The sequence below is a fragment of the Kitasatospora sp. NPDC001095 genome, from assembly GCF_053598615.1.
Map to the genome: position 1 here is coordinate 113865 of NZ_JBSFKQ010000005.1, position 19523 is coordinate 133387.

Consider the following 19523-nt stretch of genomic DNA (forward strand, 5'->3'; position numbering starts at 1 on the left):
CTGCGCGGCTACCGCACGACCACGCGGCCGTGGCGTTTGGTGCCGACCAGTTCCCCGCGCAGGGTGGTCGGCACCCCGGAGTCCGGTGCCCGGCGGTTCCTGACCCGGCTGAACTCCAGTGCCAGGCCGTCGGAATCGACCACGATGCCCGGCCGGGTGATCAGCGTCAGGGTCTTGCCCTCCATGTCCAGGTCGATCCGCAGTCCGGCGCGCCGGGGACCGGGACGGCGCCCCGGGAAGAGGCGGTACACGCCCTTCTTGCTGCCGCCCGCCAGCCGTTCGACCGACTCCAGTCGCCGCCCGGCGCCCAGCGCGGCCCGTGCCGCACCCGCCAACAGCTCCCGCACCACTGCCCGCCTCTCCCGGGCCCGCCCGCCTCGTCCGGGCCGGCCTCCTCCGGGCCGGCGCGCCCTGTCGCCGACCACCCGACTACCCGCCGCCTACTGCCTACTGCCGGATGTGGCGGCTCAGGTCGCCGACCAGGGTGATCCGCACCCGCCGCTCCGCGAACCGCCACCGGCCGTCCTCCCCGCGCGCGAAGCGGTCGTGGTACCGGCCGGCGGCGATGGTCCGCAGCGGCACGTCGGGCAGTGCCTGCAGCACGGTGACGTACGAGCGGGCGACCGCCGTCCCCGCGCGCTCGTCGACCTCGACGACCACGTTGGTGGTGACGTGCTGGGTCCGCGGCGTGCCGTCGGCGTGGACGACGATCATCCCGCGGAACATCGCCTCGATCGCCTCGCTCCCACTCACCGGCTCCCCGCCGCCGACGAAGACGGCGTCGGCGAGCAGGGCGCCGAGCCCCGCGAAGTCACCGTCGTCGACGAGTTCGGCGTAGCGCGCGATCAGGGCCTCGATCGCCCGGTGGCTCTGCACCGGGTCGGCAGGTGCGGACATGCTCTCCCCCAGGGGGTCGCGCGGCGGTCATCTCCCCCAACCCTCGCACGTCTTGATCACGCGCCCGGAAATCACTGCCGGCCGGCGGGCGGCCTGACGCGGACGGCACGGGCGCCCCGACCCGACGACCCCTATGCCAGCCGGGAGATCTCCGCGGCGACGGCCTCCGGTTCGGCGGCGACGGTGACGCCGGCGACGCCGTCCAGGCCCGGGTGGGTGCCGACCCGGACGGAGTGCCGCGCGTTGCGCAGCAGGTCGAGGTCGTTGATGTCGTTGCCGAAGGCGTCGTAGGCGTCGATCCCCAGCGAGGTCAGCGCCTCCCACTTGTTGGTGGTGCCCGGGGCGAAGTCGATGATCGCCTCGTCGAGGTGGTGGTTGACGTTCAGCCCGAGCGCGCGGCAGGCCTCGGCGAGGCCCGGGAGGTCGGTCGCCTCGACCACCAGGAACTTGACCACGGCGGAGAGTTCGGCGAGCTCCACCCGGCGGGCGAGGCCGCCCTGGTCGACCCGGCCGCGGATCGGGTGGTCGGCCGGTCCGGTGTAGGCGTAGTCCCACGGGCCGTCGGCGAGGTAGCCAGCCCGGAACCGCTCCACCTCGCCCAGCAGCCGGCCGAGTTCGTCGGCCTCGAACGCGGTCCGCGCCCGCACCTGGCCGTCGACGGAGACCAGGCTGCCGTTGCCGCCGATGAGCGTGGCGGCGGGGAACGCCCCGTCGAGGACGGGCAGGAGGTCGCGGACCGGCCGGGCGGAGGCGAAGACCAGCTGGTGGCCGGCCTGCTCGCAGGCGTCGAGGGCGGCGAGGATCCTGCTGTCGATCGTCCTCCCGTCGAAGCAGAGCGTGCCGTCGATGTCGAAGACCATGGTGCGGGCGTTGGAGGAGATCATCGGGTGATGCTATCCAGGCGGGTGCGTGCCCGGTCCACCACCCGTCGTCTGCCCGGGCGCTCCTACCAGTAGTCGGCCATCAGCTCGTGGTCCACCGCCATGGCGGCCCGGTCCAGCGCGGGCAGGCCCAGGTGGTCGCAGATCAGGGCGGTGAGCCGCTGTTCGCGGTCCTGGGCCCCGGAGCACTCGCCCCTGGGGTCGAGCCCGGCCGCCGTGACGAGGGAGACCAGCCCCTCGGGCAGGTACTCCTCGGTGAACAGGGTGTTCTCGTAGCTGACGGAGAAGGAGAACCGACCGTCCCGGAAGTGGTACGCCTCCGGGCCGTGGGCCTTGCCGATGCAGGGGTTGGGCACGAACACCGCCAACTCTGCGCCCTCGGGGCAGAGCCCGCGGTAGTCGACGACGCCGTAGTCGTCGCGGGCGTGGTCGAACAACGGGTGCACGATCACGCCCCAGTCGCCGGGCGCCGGGTCCGCACCCCGGGCGAACGGCGGGCGGCGCTGCGCGATCAGACCGTCGGCCACGGCGGCCGGGGTGGTGCCCCTGAAGTACACCAGAACGGTCTCGTCCTCGCCGTGGTGCCGTTCGCGCAGCCAGTCGATCGGGCCCTGGTGGATCCAGTCGTAGTCGGTCATGGTCGGCACCGTAACCCTCGACACCGACACCGCCCGTCGGGTGCGACGAGCACGGCACCCCTCCCACCGGGGGGCGGCCCGCCGCCGGGTACCGTACGGCCGTGAACAACGCGACGCCTCCCGGGTGGTACCCGGTCCCCGGTCCGGACGGCGCCCCCGGCCACGAGCGCTGGTGGGACGGCACGGCCTGGACCAACGACGTCCGGCCGGTCCAGGGCGGCGGCTACGGCTACCCGGGCCTGGAGGCGCACCCCGGGCCCCAGGCCTACCCGGCACAGCAGCCCCACCCCGCGCAACAGCCCTACCCGGCCTACCCCGCGCAGCCGCAGCCGTACCCCGCCGTGAACCACGGCCACCCCGGCCCCGGCTACCCGCCCGTGGCCCCCTCCCCGCAGCGGGTCAGGCCGGGCGTGGTCATCGCCGTCGCGGTCGCCGTCCTGGCGGTCGGCGGCGGCATCGCCGGGCTCGCGCTCGGCCACGGCGGTGACCCGGTGGCGGATCCGACCACCGACCCCACCGTCTCCGTCAGCCGCAGCACCGAGCCGACGACGAGCCCGAGCCCCACCCCCACCCCCGCCCCGAAGCCGTCCACGCCCAAGCCCGCCCCGGTCCTCAGGACCACCGTCGCGGACCAGCAGCACTCGATCACCCTCCCGGTGTTCGAGGGCTGGGACGTGGCGGCGAAGGACACCCCGCAGTGGTCGGTCTACCTCGGCAGCGGCCGCTACACCTGTGCGAACGGCAAGGCCTGCATCCGCGGCCGGTTCTCGGTGGAGAAGAACACCATCCAGGGCGACACCCCCAAGGCGGCCGCCGACGCCGCCATGCCGGCCGTCGCCAAGCAGATCTTCAGCGGGATGACCTCGCAGACCGACTACGGCTCCGGCAGCCTCGCCGTGGCCGGCGTGGCCGGCTACGCCACCCGCTGGCACATCACCAACGCCGACGGCACCCAGGGTTACGTCCTGCTGGCCGCCCTCCCCGCGAAGGGCGGCGGCTACGTGGTCTTCGACGGCGGCGTGGACGACGACCCGGCCGCCCCGGACGTCTCGGTGCTGGACCAGATCCTCCTGGGCGTCAAGAAGGACGAAGCCCCGACCGCCGGCACCTGACGCCGCGTTCCGGGGCCCGGCGGCCGGTCGGCTCCACGGCCGCGGGAACGCTCCGGGAGCCACCGGGCGCGGAGCGGACCGGCTCCGCCGTGTACGGGCCCGGGGAGCGCGCCCGGGTCCCCGCGTCCGCCGCATCCCCCGTCGGGAGGACGCCGCTCCCGGGCTACGCGGGCTGGTCGCCCGGGAGTTGCTCCGGCGTGGAGGGCATCGGGAGCATCCGCGGGCGGGCGGTGAGGCGGTCGCTGCGGCGCAGGACGAAGACCACCGGCAGGGCGATCAGGCTGGGCCCGGCGAGCAGGCCGGCCAGCCACTGGCGGCCGGCCAGACCGACGACCACCGAGCCGACGAGCATCCCGGCCGCGAGCACGAAGCCCGCCACCAGGCCGCCGAGGTAGAGCTGGTGGGCGCGCCGCTCCTTGCCCTCCTGGGCGGCGATCCGGGCGCGCTCGGTGACGTGCTCCTCCCGTATCCGGGCCGCCTCGAGCGCCGAGGCCGACGCCGCCCGGTCGCGTTCCAACGCCGCCTGGTGGCGTTCCCTGGCGCTCTCCCTGGCGTGCTCGCGCTGGAGTTCCAGCTCGAGGTGCTCCAGGGCCACCCGCAGGTGCTCCGGCGGAAGTCGGGCCCACTGGGTGGCGATCTCCAGGGCCGTCGGGCGGCGGGTGCGGCCCTCCTCGGGGGTGGTCACCGGTCGTCACCTCGGGGCGTGGGGGCGGTTCGGTCGGGGTTGCGGGCGGCGCCGGGCGGCGGGCCGAGGCGGAGGAAGAGCCGCTCCAGGCCGTCGGTGACGGTCTCGGCGGCCACGGGGGTGAGCGGGTCGTCGGCGTAGTCGAGCAGGGGCCGGTACCGGGCCCCGGAACCGTCCCCGGCGACCACCGCGTCGTCCGCCCAGGTGAAGACGCTTCCGGCGACGACGCCGAGGTCGCCGACGTCGCCGTGGTGAAAAACCATCCCCGTGCCCGGAGTCGGCGCTCGGCCCACAGGAGGGGCCCAAGGCGCGGTGAACGCCCTGCCCGCGGGTACGGGGCCGCTCGACAGCGCGGCGCGCGTGCCTCTGCGGCGTCTGGCCCCCCACGCGCCCGGTCGGTCCGGCGCCGGCAGCGCCAACGCGGCCAGCACCGCCGCCGCCACCGCCGGGACGACCACCCACCAGCCGATCCCGGTGGCGGCGTGCAGCACCAGCGTCCCGACCCAGACCAGGACGGCCACCCCGCCGAACACCCGGCGCCTGTTCCCCACCTCGCTCCCCCTTCCGTCGGTCCGAGCCTACCCACGACGAGGGCCCCCCGGTCGGAGAACTCGACCGAGGGGCCCGTGGGATGACGGCAGGTCAGTGGCTCAGCCGTGCTGCGGCGCCGGCAGCGTGGCCGAGCCGGCGAGCAGCGGCCACTCCCGGTGGAACGGCGGCAGCGGCAGCTTGCCCTCGATGATCGGGGTGCCGAAGACCTTCAGGTGGGCGAGCAGTGAGCCGTTCAGGTCGATGCCGCCGACCAGGGACCAACTTCCCGTCACCTGCGGCGGGTTGCCGGAGGAGTCGGCGACCAGCGAGCCTTCGGCCCGGGCGCTCAGGTAGGGGGCGACGCGGGCCTCCACGCCGACGGTGTCGTACAGGCCGAGGCTGATCTCGGCGCCGAGCGCGGCCCGCACGCCCGCCTTGCCGTTGAGCCGCACGTGCACCGGGGCGACCTTGGTCTCGGCATCGGTGACCGGGGTCCAGCCCTTGCCGCCGGTGTAGTCGGCGCGCACCGCCCAGGTGCCGGTGGCGTCCTGCTCGGCCTCCAGGTGGACCTGGCCGTCGGCGCTGACCTCCAGGTAGCAGGTGAGGCCGAGGTTGACGACCACGGGCAGGCCGGCGACGGTCAGCACCGGGCTGGCCTGCAGCTTGGCGAAGGGCACCCGGACGGGCGCCGCGCCGGTGCCGCGGGCGGCGTCACCGGCGACCTTCCACTGGGCGTGGGCGCCGAGGTCGAAGCCGATCGAGGCGGTGCGCGGACTGCCGGCCGCCGCACCGTGGTAGGCGAAGTGGACGGCGGGGTGGAGCTGGAGCGAGCCGGACGCGTCGAGGCTCGCGCCGTCGGGCAGCGGGACGGGGGCCTTGACGTTCACCTCGAGGGTGCCGGAGGCGTCGGCCTGGATGCCGCCGGCGGTCAGGCCCGCGGTCGCCTTGAGGTCCTTGACCAGCGGGGTCACGGTGATGCCGCGCGGGTCGACGGGGACGTTGCCGTCGGCCTCGGTGCCGCCGAGGAGTTCGGCCAGGGTGGCCGGACGGGTGGTCAGGGCGAGGGTGTTGCCCGGGGCGGGGCGGACGCCGGTGACGGCGACCAGGGCGCCCTGTGGTGCGGCGGCGGTGGGCGGGCTGGCGATCAGCTGCCCGGGCTGGACGGCCGCCGTGGCCGCGGTCGGGCCGGCACCGGGCGAGGCGGAGGCGGCGGAAGCCGAAGCGGACGCGGAGGCGGAAGCCGGGGCCGAGGGCGTGGCCGAGGGCGTGGCGGCCGGCTCCGCCGCCGACAGCACCGCCGTCCCGGCCGCCGGGTCGTACGCCGTCAGTTGGAGGTTCCTGGTCGCCGCGGTGACGGCGCCGCCGTCCTTGCCCGGGCTGCCGATGGCGGCCTGCCGGTCGCCGGCGGGCGCGGCGGTGACGGGCGCCTTGCCCGTGGTCGGACGGCCGGCGGCGGGGGTGCCCGCCTTGGCGCGCGGGGTGCCGCCCGAAGGCGCCGCGGCGGCGGCCGGGCTGCCCCCGGCGGCGGTCGCGGCCGGGTCGGCGACGGTGGCGGCGGCCGGTGCGGCACCGGCCTGGGAGGGGCCGGGGCTGGTCGGCCCGCACGCGGCGGCCCCGGCGAGGACGAGGGTGAGGACGGCGGGGCCGGCGGCCCTGCCTATGGAGCGCTTGAACACGCGGCGTCATGTTACTGACGAGGAATAAGTTTGTCGAAGACAGGCCAAAAAAGCCAACCCGATCAGGTTTAACCACAGGTCAGGCAGGTTTCCCCAGCCGCGCCGCCGGCAGCGGCACCCCATCGGGAACTCCACCCCCGCCCCCGTCCGTCAGCTCCGCGAGGTACCGCGAGCGCGCCATCGGCTCGGCTCCGAGGCTCCGCACGTGCGGCCCGTCCCACTGGGCGTCGAGCAGCCGCCCGCCCGCCGCGGCGAACCGCGCCCCGAGGTCGGCGACGGCGACCCGGGCGGCGTCCGGGCGGCGGTGGAACATCGAGTCCAGGCTCAGCACCGGGCCGACCGCGATCCCGAACACCCCGCCGATCAGCTCCTCCCCCTCCCAGACCTCCCCGCTGTGCGCCGCCCCCAGCTCGTGCAGCCGCAGCAGGACGTCCGCCAACTCCCCGGTGAGCCAGACCGGTTGGCGCCCCTCGGCACAGCCCTCCAGCACCCGGCCGAAGGCCCGGTCCGCGCTCGTCCACCACGAGGACCGGTTGCGCAGCCGCCGCGCCAGCCGGCTCCCGAGCCGGACGCCGTCGGGGGCGATCACCGGCCGGGGGTCGGGCGACCACCAGGCCAGCGCGTACGGGTCCGCCCCGCCCGGCAGCAGCGCCACCTCTCCCGCCTCGACCGCGTCCCCGTACACCGCCTCGTTGTACGCGCCGGCGTACACGTCCGCCGCCGGCAGCGGGAACAACCCGCGCCGGTACGCCGCCAGCAGGCCCCTTGGGCCGAGCGCCCCGAGCGACCCGCCGAAGGCCACCGGGCCGTCCCCGGGCCCGCGCCGCACGTCCAGCCTCCCCAGTCCGGCCAACGCCTCCAGCCCCGCCAACGCCTCCGACCCCGACAGCCCCTCCGACCCTTCGAAGGGCCTCACGACGCCGCCGCCCGCAGGAAGCCCTCCCGCTCCAGCCCCGCCAGGTAGTGGTCGATCAACCCCGCGTCCACCGGCGGCAGTTCGATCCCGCTCCCGGCCAGCGCCGCGTCCGCTGCCGCCCGCTCGAACAGCGGGAACGTCGGCCGGAAGTACATCTCGCTGATCGACAGCTCCGCCCCCGGCGCCCGGTCCACGAACAGCGGGACGAAGGGCGCGATCGGGTGCGTCGGGTTCCCGGCGGCGAACCGGACCAGCCGCCGCACCCAGTCCCCGTACGGCAGTCGGGCGACCCGGTGGCCGCGTGCCCGCAGCCGCTCGGCGAGGTCGGCGAGGACGCCCGGCCGCGGGGAGGTGAGGTGGTAGACCTCGCCGGCGGCGGGCGCGTGGGCGGCGATGTGGGCGACGGCGCGGGCGAAGCGGTCGGCGGGGACGAAGTCGAGCAGCAGCTGCACGTCCGGGCTGGTCCCGCTGTCGGCCAGGTAGGCGATCAGCGCGCACAGTTCGGTGCCGGTGTTCATCACCCCGCCCACGAGGTCCCCGGTGACGTCGTTGGTGCGCAGCACGGTGACCGGCAGCCCGGCGGCGGCCGCGTTGTGCAGCAGCTGTTCGGCGACCCACTTGCTCTCGACGTAGCCTACGCCGAGCCGCTCCGGGTGGGCGAGCGGGGTCCGCTCGGTGACCTTGGCGATGCCGGCCGCGCCGAAGCCGGCCAGGACGGCGAGCGTGGAGAGGTAGTGCACCGGGATGCCCCGGCTGTGGCCGGCGAGCCGGACGACCTCGCGGGTGCCGCCGACGTTGGGTTGCCGCAACTGGTGGTACGGATAGAGGAAGTTGACCTGCCCGCCGAGGTGGTGGATCGCGTCCAGGCGCCCGGCCAGCCAGTCGTACCGGCGGTCCGTCAGCCCGAGCCGCGGCCGGGCGAGGTCGCCGACCAGCGGCACCACCCGCCGGTCGGCGAGGTCGTGCCGCAGGAAGCGCTGCTGCGCCGCGCGCAGCCGTTCCAGCGCGTGCTCCTCGTCGGGTGCGCGGACCAGGCAGTGGATGCGCGCCCGGGTGGTGGCGAGCAGCGCGTCCAGCAGGTGGGCGCCGCAGAAGCCGGTGGCGCCGGTGAGCAGGATCTCGGCGGGGTCGGCGCGTGAGGGCGCCGGGTTCCAGGACTGCCGGGGGTCCTCGGTGAGCCGGGCCTCCGCGAACCAGTCGACGTCGGTGTCCCGTACGGCGCCGGCGGGGGCGTCCGTGCGCGCCGCCCGCAGCGCCCCCGCGAAGGCCCGCAGGACGGGCTCGCGCAGCAGCGCCCGGGTGAGGGCCCGCACCTGCCCGACCTCGACGCCGAACATGATCCGGGCCCGTGCCAGCATCTCCATGGCGAGCAGCGAGGTACCGCCGAGCGCGAAGAAGTCGCCTTCCGGGCCGACGTGTTCGACGCCGATCAGCTCGGCCCACAGCTGCCCGACGGCCGCCTCGACCGCCCCGGCTCCCACCCGGTCGGGATCGGGCGCGAGGACGGGTACAGGCGCGGGGACGGGCACAGGCCCAGGGACGCGGACGGGCCCGGCCGCCTCGGCGCGCGGCAACCGCCCCCGGTCGATCTTCCCCGCCGCCGTGAGCGGCATCGCCTCCAGCGGCACGAACGCGGTCGGCACCAGGTACTCCGGCAGCCGCTCGGCCAGGAACGCCCGGATTCCGGCCGCCCCGCCGCTCGCCCCGGGGACGAGCGTGTAGTACGCCGTGAGCGCGCGGCCGCCGTCCGCCGCCCCGCCGCGGGCCGTGACCCCGGCCTGCCGGACGTCGGGGTGCGCGGCCAGGACGGCCTCGATCTCGGCCGGATCCACCCGGTACCCACGCACCTTCACCTGGTCGTCATAGCGCCCGAGGATCTCCAGCTGCCCGTCCGCCCGCCACCGCCCGGCGTCGCCGGTGCGGTACATCCGCTCACCGGGCAGCAGCGCGTACGGGTCGGGCAGGAAGGACTCGGCGGTGAGCCCGGCCTGCCGCCAGTAGCCCCGGGCGAGGCCCGGTCCGCCGAGGTGGATCTGCCCCTTCTCGCCGGGCCGGACGGGGTGCAGCCGGGCGTCGAGCACGTGCACCCGCACGCCGGGCAGCGGCCGTCCGATCGGCACGGACGCGACGGGGCTGCCCGCCGGCCCGCCACCGTGCGGCGCCCCGCCGAGCAGGTCCGCCGTGACCTCGCAGAGCGTCGAGGTCACGGCCGCCTCGGTGACCCCGTACGCGTTGACCAGCCGGGCGCCCGGCAGCCGCTCCAGGCAGCGGCGGCAGTCGTCGGCGTGGACGGAGTCCCCGCCGACCACCACCAGCCGCAGTTCCCGGGGGCCGGGCCCGCCGGGCGGGAGCAGGTCGAGCAGGTGGTGCCAGTACGCGGGGGTGAAGTCGGCGACGGCCAGGCCCAGCCCGGGTAGCCGGCCGGCCAGTTCGGTGGGGGCCCAGGTGCCGCCCGCGCTCCCGCCGCCGAGTACCACCGTCGCGCCCGCCAGCAGCGCGCCGAGCACCTGTTCCAGCGCGGTGTCGGCGCCCATCGCGGCCAGGTGCAGGACGCGTTCACCGCGGCGCAGCCGGTAGGCCTGGACGATCCGGTCGAGGGTGAACAGCAGTGCACGGTGGGTGACGGGCACGCCCTTGGGGCGGCCAGTGGTCCCCGAGGTGTAGATCAGGTAGGCGAGGTCGTCGGGGACGGCGCCGTCGTCGCTCAGGAACTCCCCGACGTGCGGCAGCTCTCCCGCGTACGGCGAGTCCCCGGCGTACGGTGAGCCCCCGGGGCCGCCGCCGCGCGGGTCGGGGACCGGGGCCGGGACGGGCACCCGGTCCGTCCCCGGAAAGCCCTCGCCGTCGCAGACCACCACCCGCGCCCCGCAGTCCTCGACCAGCCGGGCCGACCGCCGCCGGGGGTGGGCCGGGTCCAGCGGCAGGAAGGCCCCGCCCGCCTTGAGCACGGCCAGCCAGGCGGTCACCAGCCCGGCCCCGCGCTCCAGGCAGACCGGCACCACCTGCTCGGGACCGACCCCGCGGGCCCGCAGCGCGGCGGCCAACCGGTCGCTGCCCAGGTCGAGTTCGCGGTAGCTCAGCGTGACGTCGTCGGCGACGACGGCGGCCGCCTCCGGGTCGTGCGCCGCCCGCGCGCGGAACAGTCCGTGCACCGTGTCCGCGAATCCGGCCGCCGCGCGCCGTACGGGGGTGCCCTCGGGGAAGCCCAGTTCGGCCGGGCGCCACTCGCGCTCGACCCAGTCCCGGCAGTCGGCCCGTCCGGCCGGCCCGTGGACCTGCCACCAGCCCGCCGGAACGGTCAAGCCCCCCGGCCAGATCGCGTACTGACCGTCGTCGTTGCGGACCACGGCGTGACGACCGGAGCTCACATCCGTTCGTACGCCCTGTGCGCTGTCTGCTGCGTCGTCCACCGGCTTGACCTCGTGCTGTGGCGGCAGAATGCTGGGGAGTGCGACATTTCCGACTATACGCACTCCTACACCGTCGAGGACGTCCGGTCGCACCCCCACCGGACGCCTCACTGCTGCGCGAAAGCGCTCATCCGTCCCATCCGGGCCGGCGCCGCACGCCCGACCCGGCCCGCCCTCGCCCGAACTCCCCCGCCCGACCGGCGGGGTGATGTCGCGGAGGAGGTAGCCTCGTTGACTCGCCGGTGCCGACGCCTGATGGTCTGTTACCTGCTCTGGATGGTGCTGTTCACCGGCATCTACTACGCGAATCCGAGCCAGCGGATCATCTGGTGGACGGGCATCGGCCTCGGCGGCGTCGCCGCCATCGTGGTCGGCGTCCGCCTCAACCGGCCCGCGCACGCGCGGTTCTGGTACGTGCTGGCGCTCGCCAACCTCAGTTTCACCGTGGGCGAGGTGATCCAGGCCGTCCAGTTGGACATCCTGCACCTGCCCAACCCGTTCCCGTCCGTCGCGGACGCCTTCTACCTCGCCGAGTACGTGCTGTACGCGGTCGGCGTGCTGGGCTTCATCCGCTGGCGCACGGCCCGTCAGGACCGCGCCGGGCTGCTCGACGCGCTCATCCCCACCATCGGGCTGGGCCTGCTCGCCTGGATCTACCTGATCCTCCCGTACGCCCGGAACCCGGACCTCGACTGGTTCCAGAAGGCCGTCTCGATCGCCTACCCGCTCGGCGACGTGGTCGTGCTCGCCCTGCTGCTGCGTCTGCTGACCCCGCACGGGGGCACCTCCCGCTCGCTGCGGCTGCTCGCCTTCGGCTCGCTCGGCCTGCTGGTCTCCGACGTGCTGTACGGCCTGATCCAACTGCACGGCACCTGGCACATCGGCACCCCCGTCGAACTCGGCTGGGCCGCCTTCCACACCGCCTGGGGCGCGGCGGCGCTGCACCCGTCGATGGTCGAGCTGACCCGGCCGGTGCCCACCCAGCAGCCGGACCTGAGCACCGCCCGGCTGGTGCTGCTCACCCTCGCCTCGCTGATCGCCCCGGCGATCCTGATCATCGAGGCGCTGGCCGGCAACACCGGCAACGCCGGGGTGATCGGCGCCTTCTCCGCGCTGCTCTACCTGCTGGTGCTGGCCCGGCTGGCGGTGGTGGCCTCCGCCCGTCGGCAGGCCGTGGCCCGTGAGCGCGCGCTGCGCGAGGCGGGTGCCCGGCTGACCGCGGCCGTCAGCGTGGAGGAGGTGGCCGACGCCGTCCAGTCCGCCGCCTCCACCCTGATGCCGGCCGAGGCCGGGCACGTCGCCCTGCTCGCGGTGACCGAGGACGGCGTGCTGCACGTCCGGCACGCCGGTAGCGGCACCGCCCGGCGTCCGCCGGGGGACGCCGCGCCGTCCGACCAGGTGCTCCGGCTCGCCGCCGTCCGGGAGACCCTGCTGCTGCCGGTGGCCGCCCTGGGCTTGGCAGCCGACGACCCGCCCGGTGCCCCGAAGGCCGGCGGCGCGAAGGCCGACGGCACCGGACCCGGTGCCGCCAGGGCCGGTGCCGCCCGCCCCGGCGGCATGCCGTACGCCCTGGTCTGCCCGCTCACCCTGGCCGAGCGCCCCTCCGGCGACCCGCTGATCGGCGCGCTCATCGTCACCGGCACCGAGCAGGAGCTGACCAGCCTCTGGAGCTCGCTGGAGATCCTCGCCGCCCAGGCGGCCCTGGCCGTCGAGCGGGTGGTGCTGAGCCAGGAGGTCACCCGCCGCAACAGCGAGCTGTACTTCCGCACCCTGGTGCAGAACTCCAGCGACGTCATCCTGATCCTCGACGCCGACGACGGCGTGCGCTACGCCTCCCCGTCCGCCGCGACGGTGCTCGGCCATCCGAACCTGGCCGGCGCCCCGCTGACCGACCTCGTGCCGCCCGAGGACAGCCGGGAGGTCGGCAAGGCGCTGGCCCGGATGCGCGAGATGCGCGAGGCGGCCGACCAGCCCCGGGGCGAGCAGCCGCGCGAGCACTGGCGGCTGCTGCGCCAGGACCACACCCCGATCGAGGCCGAGGTCCGCTTCAACGACCTGCGCGCGGACCCGACCGTCGGCGCCCTGGTGCTCACCCTGCGCGACGTGACCGAGCAGCGGCAGATGGAGCGCGAGCTGACCCACCGGGCCTTCCACGACTCGCTGACCGGGCTGGCCAACCGGGTGCTGTTCCAGGACCGGGTCGGCCACGCGCTCTCCCGGGGCGAGCGCAGCGGGGCCGTCACCGGGGTGCTCTTCATCGACCTGGACGACTTCAAGGTGGTCAACGACACCCAGGGCCACGCGGTCGGCGACGAGCTGCTGGTCGCCGTCTCGCTGCGGATCTCCACCGCGCTGCGCGCCTCGGACACCGCCGCCCGGCTCGGCGGCGACGAGTTCGCGGTGCTGGTGGAGGACGCGCGGCGGCCGGAGGACGTGGACACCATCGCGGACGGGGTGCTGGCGGTGTTCGCCGAGCCGTTCAGGCTCAAGTCGGGCGCGGTGCGGGTGACGGCCAGCGTCGGCGTGGCGACCACCGAGGACAGCGTGGACGCGACCGAGCTGCTCGCCCACGCCGACCTCGCGCTCTACGCCGCCAAGGCGGCCGGCCGCCGCCAGTGGCGCCACTACCGGCCGGCCCTGCAGACCGGGATGGTGGAGCGGCTCGAACTGAACGAGCACCTGGACTCGGCGATCGCGGAGTCGGCCTTCCAGCTGTACTACCAGCCGATCGTCGACCTGCGTTCGGGCGATCTGGTCGCCTTCGAGGCGCTGGTCCGCTGGCCGCACGACCGGCGCGGCATGGTGCTGCCCGACGAGTTCATCGCCCTCGCCGAGGAGAGCGGCCAGATCGTCCCGCTCGGCGCCTGGGTGCTGGAGCGCGCCGCCCAGGAGGTCGCCGCCTGGCAGGCCACGAGCTCGGCGGTCCGGATGGCCGCCGGCCGGCCGCCGCTGCGGGTCAACGTCAACGTCTCCGCCCGGCAGTTCCGCGACGCCGGCTTCGTGGACGTGGTCCGCCGGGCGCTGGCCACCACCGGCATCGACCCGCGCACCCTCGTCCTGGAGCTCACCGAGACCGTGCTGATGCGCCGCGACGACCGCATCCACGCCGACATGGCCACCCTGTCCGACCTCGGCGTCGGCATCGCCATCGACGACTTCGGCACCGGCTACTCCTCGCTGTCCTACCTGCGCGAGTTCCCGATCTCCCTGCTCAAGATCGACAAGTCCTTCATCGACGGGCTCGGCCACTCGCCCCAGCAGTACGCCCTGGTCGAGGGCATCACCCGGATCGCCGACACCCTCGGGGTCCAGGTGATCGCCGAGGGCATCGAGACCCCCGATCAGCGCGACCTGCTCACCGCCATGGGCTGCCCGCTCGGCCAGGGGTACCTCTTCGCCCACCCCATGGACTCCCCCAGGGCCCGCGCCCTGGTCCGCGGGACCGCCCACGAACTGACCTGAGGGGCGCGGCGCGGGGAGCCTGGGGGCCGGGAACGACCCGCCGCGGCCAGGCGGCGGGCCGTCGTCGTCGAGCACGGTCCGGAATCAGCCCAGCGGCAGCTCCAGGCGGGACTCGCTGCCGCGCGGCGAGCCGATGGTGGTGGTGCTGGCGACCTGGGCCCAGGCCGCGGGCAGGTACAGCGGGTCGGCGCTGGTGACGACCAGCGCCAGCCGGTGTCCGGCCGCCACGTCGTACGAGGTGGCCTGGAGCTTCCAGCTGACGGTGGCGTCCTCGCCCGGGGTCAGCCCGGTCGCGGTGTACGGCTCGTGGGTGATGATCCGCGCGCTGCCGTCCGGGGCGATGTCGAACAGGTAGGCCACCAGGGTCGCGGTGTCCCCGGTGCTGCGCACCGTCAGCCGGACCTCCGCGGCGCCCCGGATGCGGCGGGCCGCGGCACCGCCCTGGGCCGTCAGTGCCTCCGTCGACCAGGACAGCAGCCGCGACGGCTCGAACTGCTCCGAGTCGTACCGCTTGGGGTTGCCGAACCACTCCTTCTCCCCTGTCTTGAGGAGTTCACCCGCGTTGGCCTCGGTCGGGTTGCCGGCGATGAAGTCCTGCGACCACCCGGCGGTCGGCTTGTCGCTCAGCGTGCCCTCGCCGGTGAGGTTCCACGTCTCGCCGCCGGTGGTGACCTCGCTCCAGGAGGAGTACGACTCCCGGTGCGCCGGGACGGTGATCCGCCTGCCGCCGATGCCGGTGCCGGTGGTCTCGTAGGTGAACATGGACTGGTTGATCACCTGCGGCCAGTTCGGCACGTCGTTGGCGGCCCCGAGCAGGTGGTGGTCCAGCCAGTCGTAGGCCTCCTGGATCGGCACCGCCAGCCCGGGGAACGGCCAGCCGAGCGGCACGCCCACCAGGCCGGGACCCTCGGGGGCGCCGTGGTCGCCGATCCACAGGTTCAGGTGCTTCGGCACGGTGAGCGCGTCGAAGGTCTCGATCACCGGGCCGACCGGGAAGAGCGTCTCGTGCCAGGTGTTCGAGATGAAGGTCGGGATGCCGCGTTCGTTCGTCCTGTCGACGTAGGTCTGCGGGGAGCGCCTGGCGCCCCACTCCACCACGGCGTCGAGGTTCACGCCGTTGCGGAAGTCGGTGAGGATCCGCCGGCCCTCCTCGTCGAACTTCTCCTCCATCGCGCCGCCGGTGAAGCCGATCAGGGCCTCGACGGCCGCCAGGTGCCGGGTGCCGTTGGCGTAGAGGCTGGTGGCGAGGTTGCCCCAGGTGCTCAGGGCGACGACGGCGGCAACGCGGTTCTGCGGGTCGTGGGCGGCGACCAGCTGGCTGATCCCGGAGCCGTAGGACTCGCCGAAGAAGCCGATCTTGGTGGGGCCGAAGTACCGCTCGGCGAAGTCGATCACCTTCGAGCCGTCGGCCCAGTCCTTGTCGCCGCCGACGTCGATGTGGCCCCCGGAGGTCGACAGCCAGCCCTTGTAGCCGATCCCGCGAGGGGTGTACGCGAGGACGTGGTACCCCTTCTGCGCCAGCTTGAGGTACAGGTACAGGAAGGGCAGCCAGCCGAACGGGTTCCAGCCGGCCGGGACGATCACCGCCGGGTGGGGCTCGCCGTCGCGGAGCTTGATGGCGAGCCCCGACAGCCGGACGTCACCGGCGCCGTCGATGCCGTGGAGGTCGGTCTCGGCCTTCGCCCGTACCTCCCCGACCAATTCCGCCAGCACCGGCGGCAGCTGCACCTCCTCACCCCGCAGCGCGGCGAGCAGCGCCTCGGCCACGCCGAGGGTGGACGCGCTGGGGGTGAGGCCGTCGCCCCAGATGCCGTTGGTGGCGATGTCGGTGAGCGTGGCCTCGGTGATCGCCGGGATCGGCTCTCCGCTGATGCTGGTCATACCAACAACCCTTTCCGTGGACGGATTACTGACCGCATCCTGATCACATCCGACCGGAAGGAAACTGACTGCATGTAAGATTCACCGATACGGGTGGAGCCTTGGGCCAACTCCCGACAATGACAAGAGGGTTGTAGTATTCGCGCCCCCGACTTCCGTCCACCGGCCTCGCTCAGGACCGGAGCACGAGGGAACGGAGCTCGGCGGTGCACATCATGTAGCCGTCCGGGGTGGGCACATGGGCGAGGTAGTGGGCGAGGTCCGTGCCCAGCGAGAACACTCGCACCGGGGTGCCCGCGGCACGCGCGGACTCCACCACCCTGCGCACGCCGTCCAGGACGGCCGGGTGCCGGGTCTGGTAGGACTCCGCCACCAGGTGGTTGCCGCGGTCCGCGGCCAGGTAGAACTGCACCAGGTCCTTGACCCCGACGAACAGTTCGCTGGCCCCGGCCGCGCAGATCTCCGCCGTGGCGTGCACCGCCGCCGGCGTCTCGATGAACGCGGACAGCGGCACCTCGGCCGGCAGCTCCAGGTGCGCCCTGAGCCGGGCGAACTCCTGCGCGTCGTTGAGGAACGGGACGGAGAGCCGCACCAGGCCGGCGTCCTCGCCGAGCCGCTCGCGCAGCGAACCGAGCATGGCGTGCAGCGCGTCCCGGTAGGCGGCCGACCCCAGCAGCCAGCGGGCGCCGTGCAGGCCCAGTTCGGGGTTGGGCTCGACCGCGACCGGGGCCAGCTCGGTGACGCTGGCGGCGTGGTCGGAGCGCAGGTCCAGGAGCCTCAGGACCAGCCGCTGGCCGGGCAGCAGCGCCTCGACGAAGCCGCACAGCCGGTCCGCGAGGGCCCGACCGTAGGCCGCCGCTTCGGCCGGGCCGCCCTCCAGGGCGTCGAGCGGGCTCAGCGCCGCCGCCAGGCAGAGGAACTCCTCCCGGATGAAGAAGCAGTCGACCCGCTTCGCGTTCGGCCCGCAGGAGTTGATCGTCCGGATGTCCTGCATGTCCGCGATGACCGCGCAGGCCGAGCCGAGGTCGTCCAGCGAGGGGCTCCCGACCCCGGAGCCCGGGTCGCTCCCGGCGGCGGCGCCGGACTCGACCACGATCGACTCGCTGTCGAGGTCCAGCACCGCCTCGCCGACCAGGTCGGCGAGGTCCGCCTCGTCGACCCGGAGCACCGGTATGCCCCGGCCGCGGCAGAGGGACTGCATGTGGCCGGTGAGCCCGCCCGAACCGCAGACGACGGCGGCCGCCGCCACGATCGCGTCGTACAGGCCGGCGTGGAGGGAGGGGGCGACGAGGATGGATCCGTCGAGTGGACGTCTCGTGCGATTGCAGGTACCGCGCACTTCGCTCTGAATGCCACCGGTCAGCAGGGATCCCTGAATCCGTCGCCCGTTCAACTAGTCCTCCTGTTCTCCGGCGGTCGCCATTCCCAGCTGTCGACGCAGTTGCCGTGGTGTCACGGAAACATCGGTGAGCCGTTCGACCGCGACCCGGTTGACGACCGCCCTCATCAGGCGGTCGTACCGGGCGGCGTCCGTCGGACGGGTCGGACGGTCATCCATGGACCGAATACGGGCGTCCAGCCGGGAATCGAGCAGTTCACGCTCGATCCGACCGCGCGAGGCCATTCTCCTGGCCTCCAGTAACACAGCGTCCTCGAATCCCTCCCGGACCGCTTCCTCCAGATTGCCGAGGGCGCCGGGGCGCCGGACCAGGCCCTGGGAGACCTCCTCGAACGAAACGTCCTCCTCCGGTTCCAGCCGCTCGACCACGTGGGCGGCGACCGCGATCGAATGGTTCTTGATCGCGGCGAGGTTGAAGGTGAACGCACCCGTCCGGCCGTTGCGCACGATCTCGTCGCCCTCCCGCAGCGCGCCGACCGCGGAGACCGGTCCGGACTCCCCGCCGGAGCCCAGCAGCGCCCCCCGCCCGTCGACCTCCAGGCCGCGCCCGGTGCGCTCGTGGGGCACCGCGAGCCCGCGCCGCAGGAGGTTGCGCCACAGCGGCTGCTCGACCCTGGTGTAGTCCGACTCCCGGCCGAAGTTGGACACCACCAGGTCGGCCTCGATCGCGTGCTTCTCCTCCCCGGAGACGACCGACACCAGCAGCCGGCCCGACTCCGCCGGGACGACCGCCTCCACCCTGCCGACGACCAGCTCCACCGCCCCGTCCGTCCCGTCCGCCCGGTCCAGCGCCCGCTCGATGACCGCCATGGTGTACTCCAGCACCCCGACCCGCAGCGCGGCCAGCGCGGTGCCGAACTCATCCAGCAAGCCGCGCAGTTCGGCGGTGGGAATGCGCTCGATGGCCTCGGGCAGGTGCGGCTCCCACGCCTTGACCACCCGCTCGGCGACCACCACCGGGGAGACCTCGGGATGCTCCCGGACGACCGTCGAGCACGCCGTGTCCCACTCGGCCCGGACCCGGTCGAGGAACTCCGCGCGGTTCCGGTACGGCTGCAACAGGGTCTTCGGACAGGGCAGGCTCAACACGCCGTGCTCGTGGCCGTCGGGGTACGTCCGGAACAGCGTCCCGGTCCTGGAGATCAGCCGGATCCTCCCGGTGTGGCCCCGGCGCAGCAGGAGGCCCGCCGAGTCGTAGGCGCTCAGGACGGAACCGACGATCGCGACGTCCGCCCCGGAGGGCAGCGAGACGAGCTTGCGGATCCCGGCCGCGGAGTACGGGTTGCGGATGAAGGACGCGTGCGTACGGACCTCGGAGGCGAAGGCCGGCTCCCGGAGTTCGAGGCCGGTCGCCAGGACGACGTGGTCGGCGCGTAGCACGGTCACCACCGGGGGCCCGTCGGGGGCCGGCTGTTCGACCGTCACGTCGACGCCGGTGGGGCCGACCTCCAGATCGACCGCGTCGCCGTCCGCCTCGACGAGCACCACCCCCGGACAGGCTTCGCGTCTCGCTTCGGCCAGCCGGTCGTCCAGGTAGTCCTGGAAGATCCGCCGCGGCGCCGGCCCCTGTTCGACGAACCGGAGCCCGGCCCAGGGCTCCGGCCAACCACCGCGGTCCGCCTCGTGGTTGGCCCAGCGGACGAAGTCCAGGACGTCCTCGCGGAACACCGACATCCGGCCGGCCTGGATGTTGAACACGTAGTCCCAGGGGTTGCCGTCCCGGTGGTAGGCGACGCCCGCGCAGCGGTAGTCGGAGCGCCGCTCCAGCAGGACGACCTCCAGCGGTCTGCGCGCGAAGCAGAGCAGCCGGATCGCCGTGGCGGTACCGGCCAGGCCCGCCCCGACTATGAGGACTCTCGGACGCGTACCAGATCGACTCATGGTCAAGCCTTCCCGTCGAGGGATGAGACCCGGTTCCGCCGTCCCGGACACCGGGCGCAAAGGTCTGCTGAGGAAGTGTGACGCGGAAGGAGTGCTCAGGGTCCCGGAACGGCCGAATGAGGGCCGCCCGTCCCCGGTCTGGTTGGATAGGGGC

The 19523-nt window shown here is 74.3% G+C and carries 14 protein-coding genes; 2 read left to right on the forward strand and 12 right to left on the reverse strand.

Annotation, left to right across the window (positions count from 1 at the left end):
• Positions 1-8 precede the first annotated feature (8 nt).
• The 4 genes from ACWDBB_RS07220 to ACWDBB_RS07235 form a co-directional block, all read right to left on the reverse strand.
• Positions 9-347: a hypothetical protein gene (locus ACWDBB_RS07220; RefSeq protein WP_449788610.1), complete on the reverse strand. Its 339-nt coding sequence runs from the start codon at positions 345-347 to the stop codon at positions 9-11.
• Positions 348-447: 100 nt separating this feature from the next.
• Entirely contained in the window at positions 448-897 is a 450-nt protein-coding gene (locus ACWDBB_RS07225; protein ID WP_449788611.1) for a nuclear transport factor 2 family protein, read from the reverse strand.
• 131 nt (positions 898-1028) lie between these two features.
• A complete protein-coding gene (locus ACWDBB_RS07230; RefSeq protein WP_449788612.1) occupies positions 1029-1781 on the reverse strand; it encodes an HAD hydrolase family protein in 753 nt (250 codons plus the stop codon).
• 62 nt (positions 1782-1843) lie between these two features.
• On the reverse strand, positions 1844-2416 hold the full coding sequence (locus ACWDBB_RS07235) for a hypothetical protein (protein ID WP_449788613.1): 573 nt from the start codon (positions 2414-2416) through the stop codon (positions 1844-1846).
• A gap of 101 nt (positions 2417-2517) precedes the next feature.
• Between ACWDBB_RS07235 and ACWDBB_RS07240 the strand changes: the two genes are divergently transcribed.
• Entirely contained in the window at positions 2518-3528 is a 1011-nt protein-coding gene (locus tag ACWDBB_RS07240; protein ID WP_449788614.1) for a DUF2510 domain-containing protein, read from the forward strand.
• 163 nt (positions 3529-3691) lie between these two features.
• On the opposite strand, the gene ACWDBB_RS07245 is transcribed toward ACWDBB_RS07240, so the two are convergent.
• The 5 genes from ACWDBB_RS07245 to ACWDBB_RS07265 all read right to left on the reverse strand — a co-directional run bounded on the left by ACWDBB_RS07245 (position 3692) and on the right by ACWDBB_RS07265 (position 10704).
• Entirely contained in the window at positions 3692-4213 is a 522-nt protein-coding gene (locus ACWDBB_RS07245; protein ID WP_449788615.1) for a hypothetical protein, read from the reverse strand.
• On the reverse strand, positions 4210-4764 hold the full coding sequence (locus ACWDBB_RS07250) for a hypothetical protein (protein WP_449788616.1): 555 nt from the start codon (positions 4762-4764) through the stop codon (positions 4210-4212). Before ACWDBB_RS07250 ends, ACWDBB_RS07245 begins: the two co-directional genes overlap by 4 nt.
• A 99-nt stretch (positions 4765-4863) precedes the next feature.
• On the reverse strand, positions 4864-6420 hold the full coding sequence (locus tag ACWDBB_RS07255; RefSeq protein ID WP_449788617.1) for a hypothetical protein: 1557 nt from the start codon (positions 6418-6420) through the stop codon (positions 4864-4866).
• Between the two features lie 79 nt (positions 6421-6499).
• Positions 6500-7336 carry a leucyl/phenylalanyl-tRNA--protein transferase gene (locus tag ACWDBB_RS07260; protein ID WP_449788618.1) on the reverse strand — a complete coding sequence of 279 codons (837 nt, stop codon included), beginning with the start codon at positions 7334-7336 and terminating at the stop codon, positions 6500-6502.
• Positions 7333-10704, reverse strand: coding sequence for an amino acid adenylation domain-containing protein (locus tag ACWDBB_RS07265; RefSeq protein ID WP_449788619.1), 3372 nt, complete (start codon positions 10702-10704; stop codon positions 7333-7335). Before ACWDBB_RS07265 ends, ACWDBB_RS07260 begins: the two co-directional genes overlap by 4 nt.
• A gap of 273 nt (positions 10705-10977) precedes the next feature.
• Here ACWDBB_RS07265 and ACWDBB_RS07270 point away from each other — a divergent pair, with 273 nt between their 5' ends.
• Positions 10978-14208: an EAL domain-containing protein gene (locus ACWDBB_RS07270; protein WP_449788620.1), complete on the forward strand. Its 3231-nt coding sequence runs from the start codon at positions 10978-10980 to the stop codon at positions 14206-14208.
• 84 nt (positions 14209-14292) lie between these two features.
• Here ACWDBB_RS07270 and ACWDBB_RS07275 read toward each other — a convergent pair whose 3' ends face one another.
• From ACWDBB_RS07275 to ACWDBB_RS07285, 3 genes are all read right to left on the reverse strand, one after another.
• Complete coding sequence (locus ACWDBB_RS07275; protein ID WP_449788621.1) at positions 14293-16089, reverse strand: alpha/beta fold hydrolase; 1797 nt, start codon at positions 16087-16089, stop codon at positions 14293-14295.
• 172 nt (positions 16090-16261) lie between these two features.
• Entirely contained in the window at positions 16262-17482 is a 1221-nt protein-coding gene (locus ACWDBB_RS07280) for a putative PEP-binding protein (protein WP_449788622.1), read from the reverse strand.
• On the reverse strand, positions 17483-19369 hold the full coding sequence (locus ACWDBB_RS07285; protein WP_449788623.1) for an FAD/NAD(P)-binding protein: 1887 nt from the start codon (positions 19367-19369) through the stop codon (positions 17483-17485).
• Positions 19370-19523 lie beyond the last annotated feature (154 nt).

Excerpts from the sequence above, each read along its gene's own strand:
- ACWDBB_RS07285 (WP_449788623.1), bottom strand. The coding sequence starts at position 19,369 with ATGAGTCGATCTGGTACGCGTCCGAGAGTCCTCATAGTCGGGGCGGGC.
- ACWDBB_RS07275 (WP_449788621.1), bottom strand. The coding sequence starts at position 16,089 with ATGACCAGCATCAGCGGAGAGCCGATCCCGGCGATCACCGAGGCCACG.
- ACWDBB_RS07225 (WP_449788611.1), bottom strand. The coding sequence starts at position 897 with ATGTCCGCACCTGCCGACCCGGTGCAGAGCCACCGGGCGATCGAGGCC.
- ACWDBB_RS07235 (WP_449788613.1), bottom strand. The coding sequence starts at position 2,416 with ATGACCGACTACGACTGGATCCACCAGGGCCCGATCGACTGGCTGCGC.
- ACWDBB_RS07230 (WP_449788612.1), bottom strand. The coding sequence starts at position 1,781 with ATGATCTCCTCCAACGCCCGCACCATGGTCTTCGACATCGACGGCACG.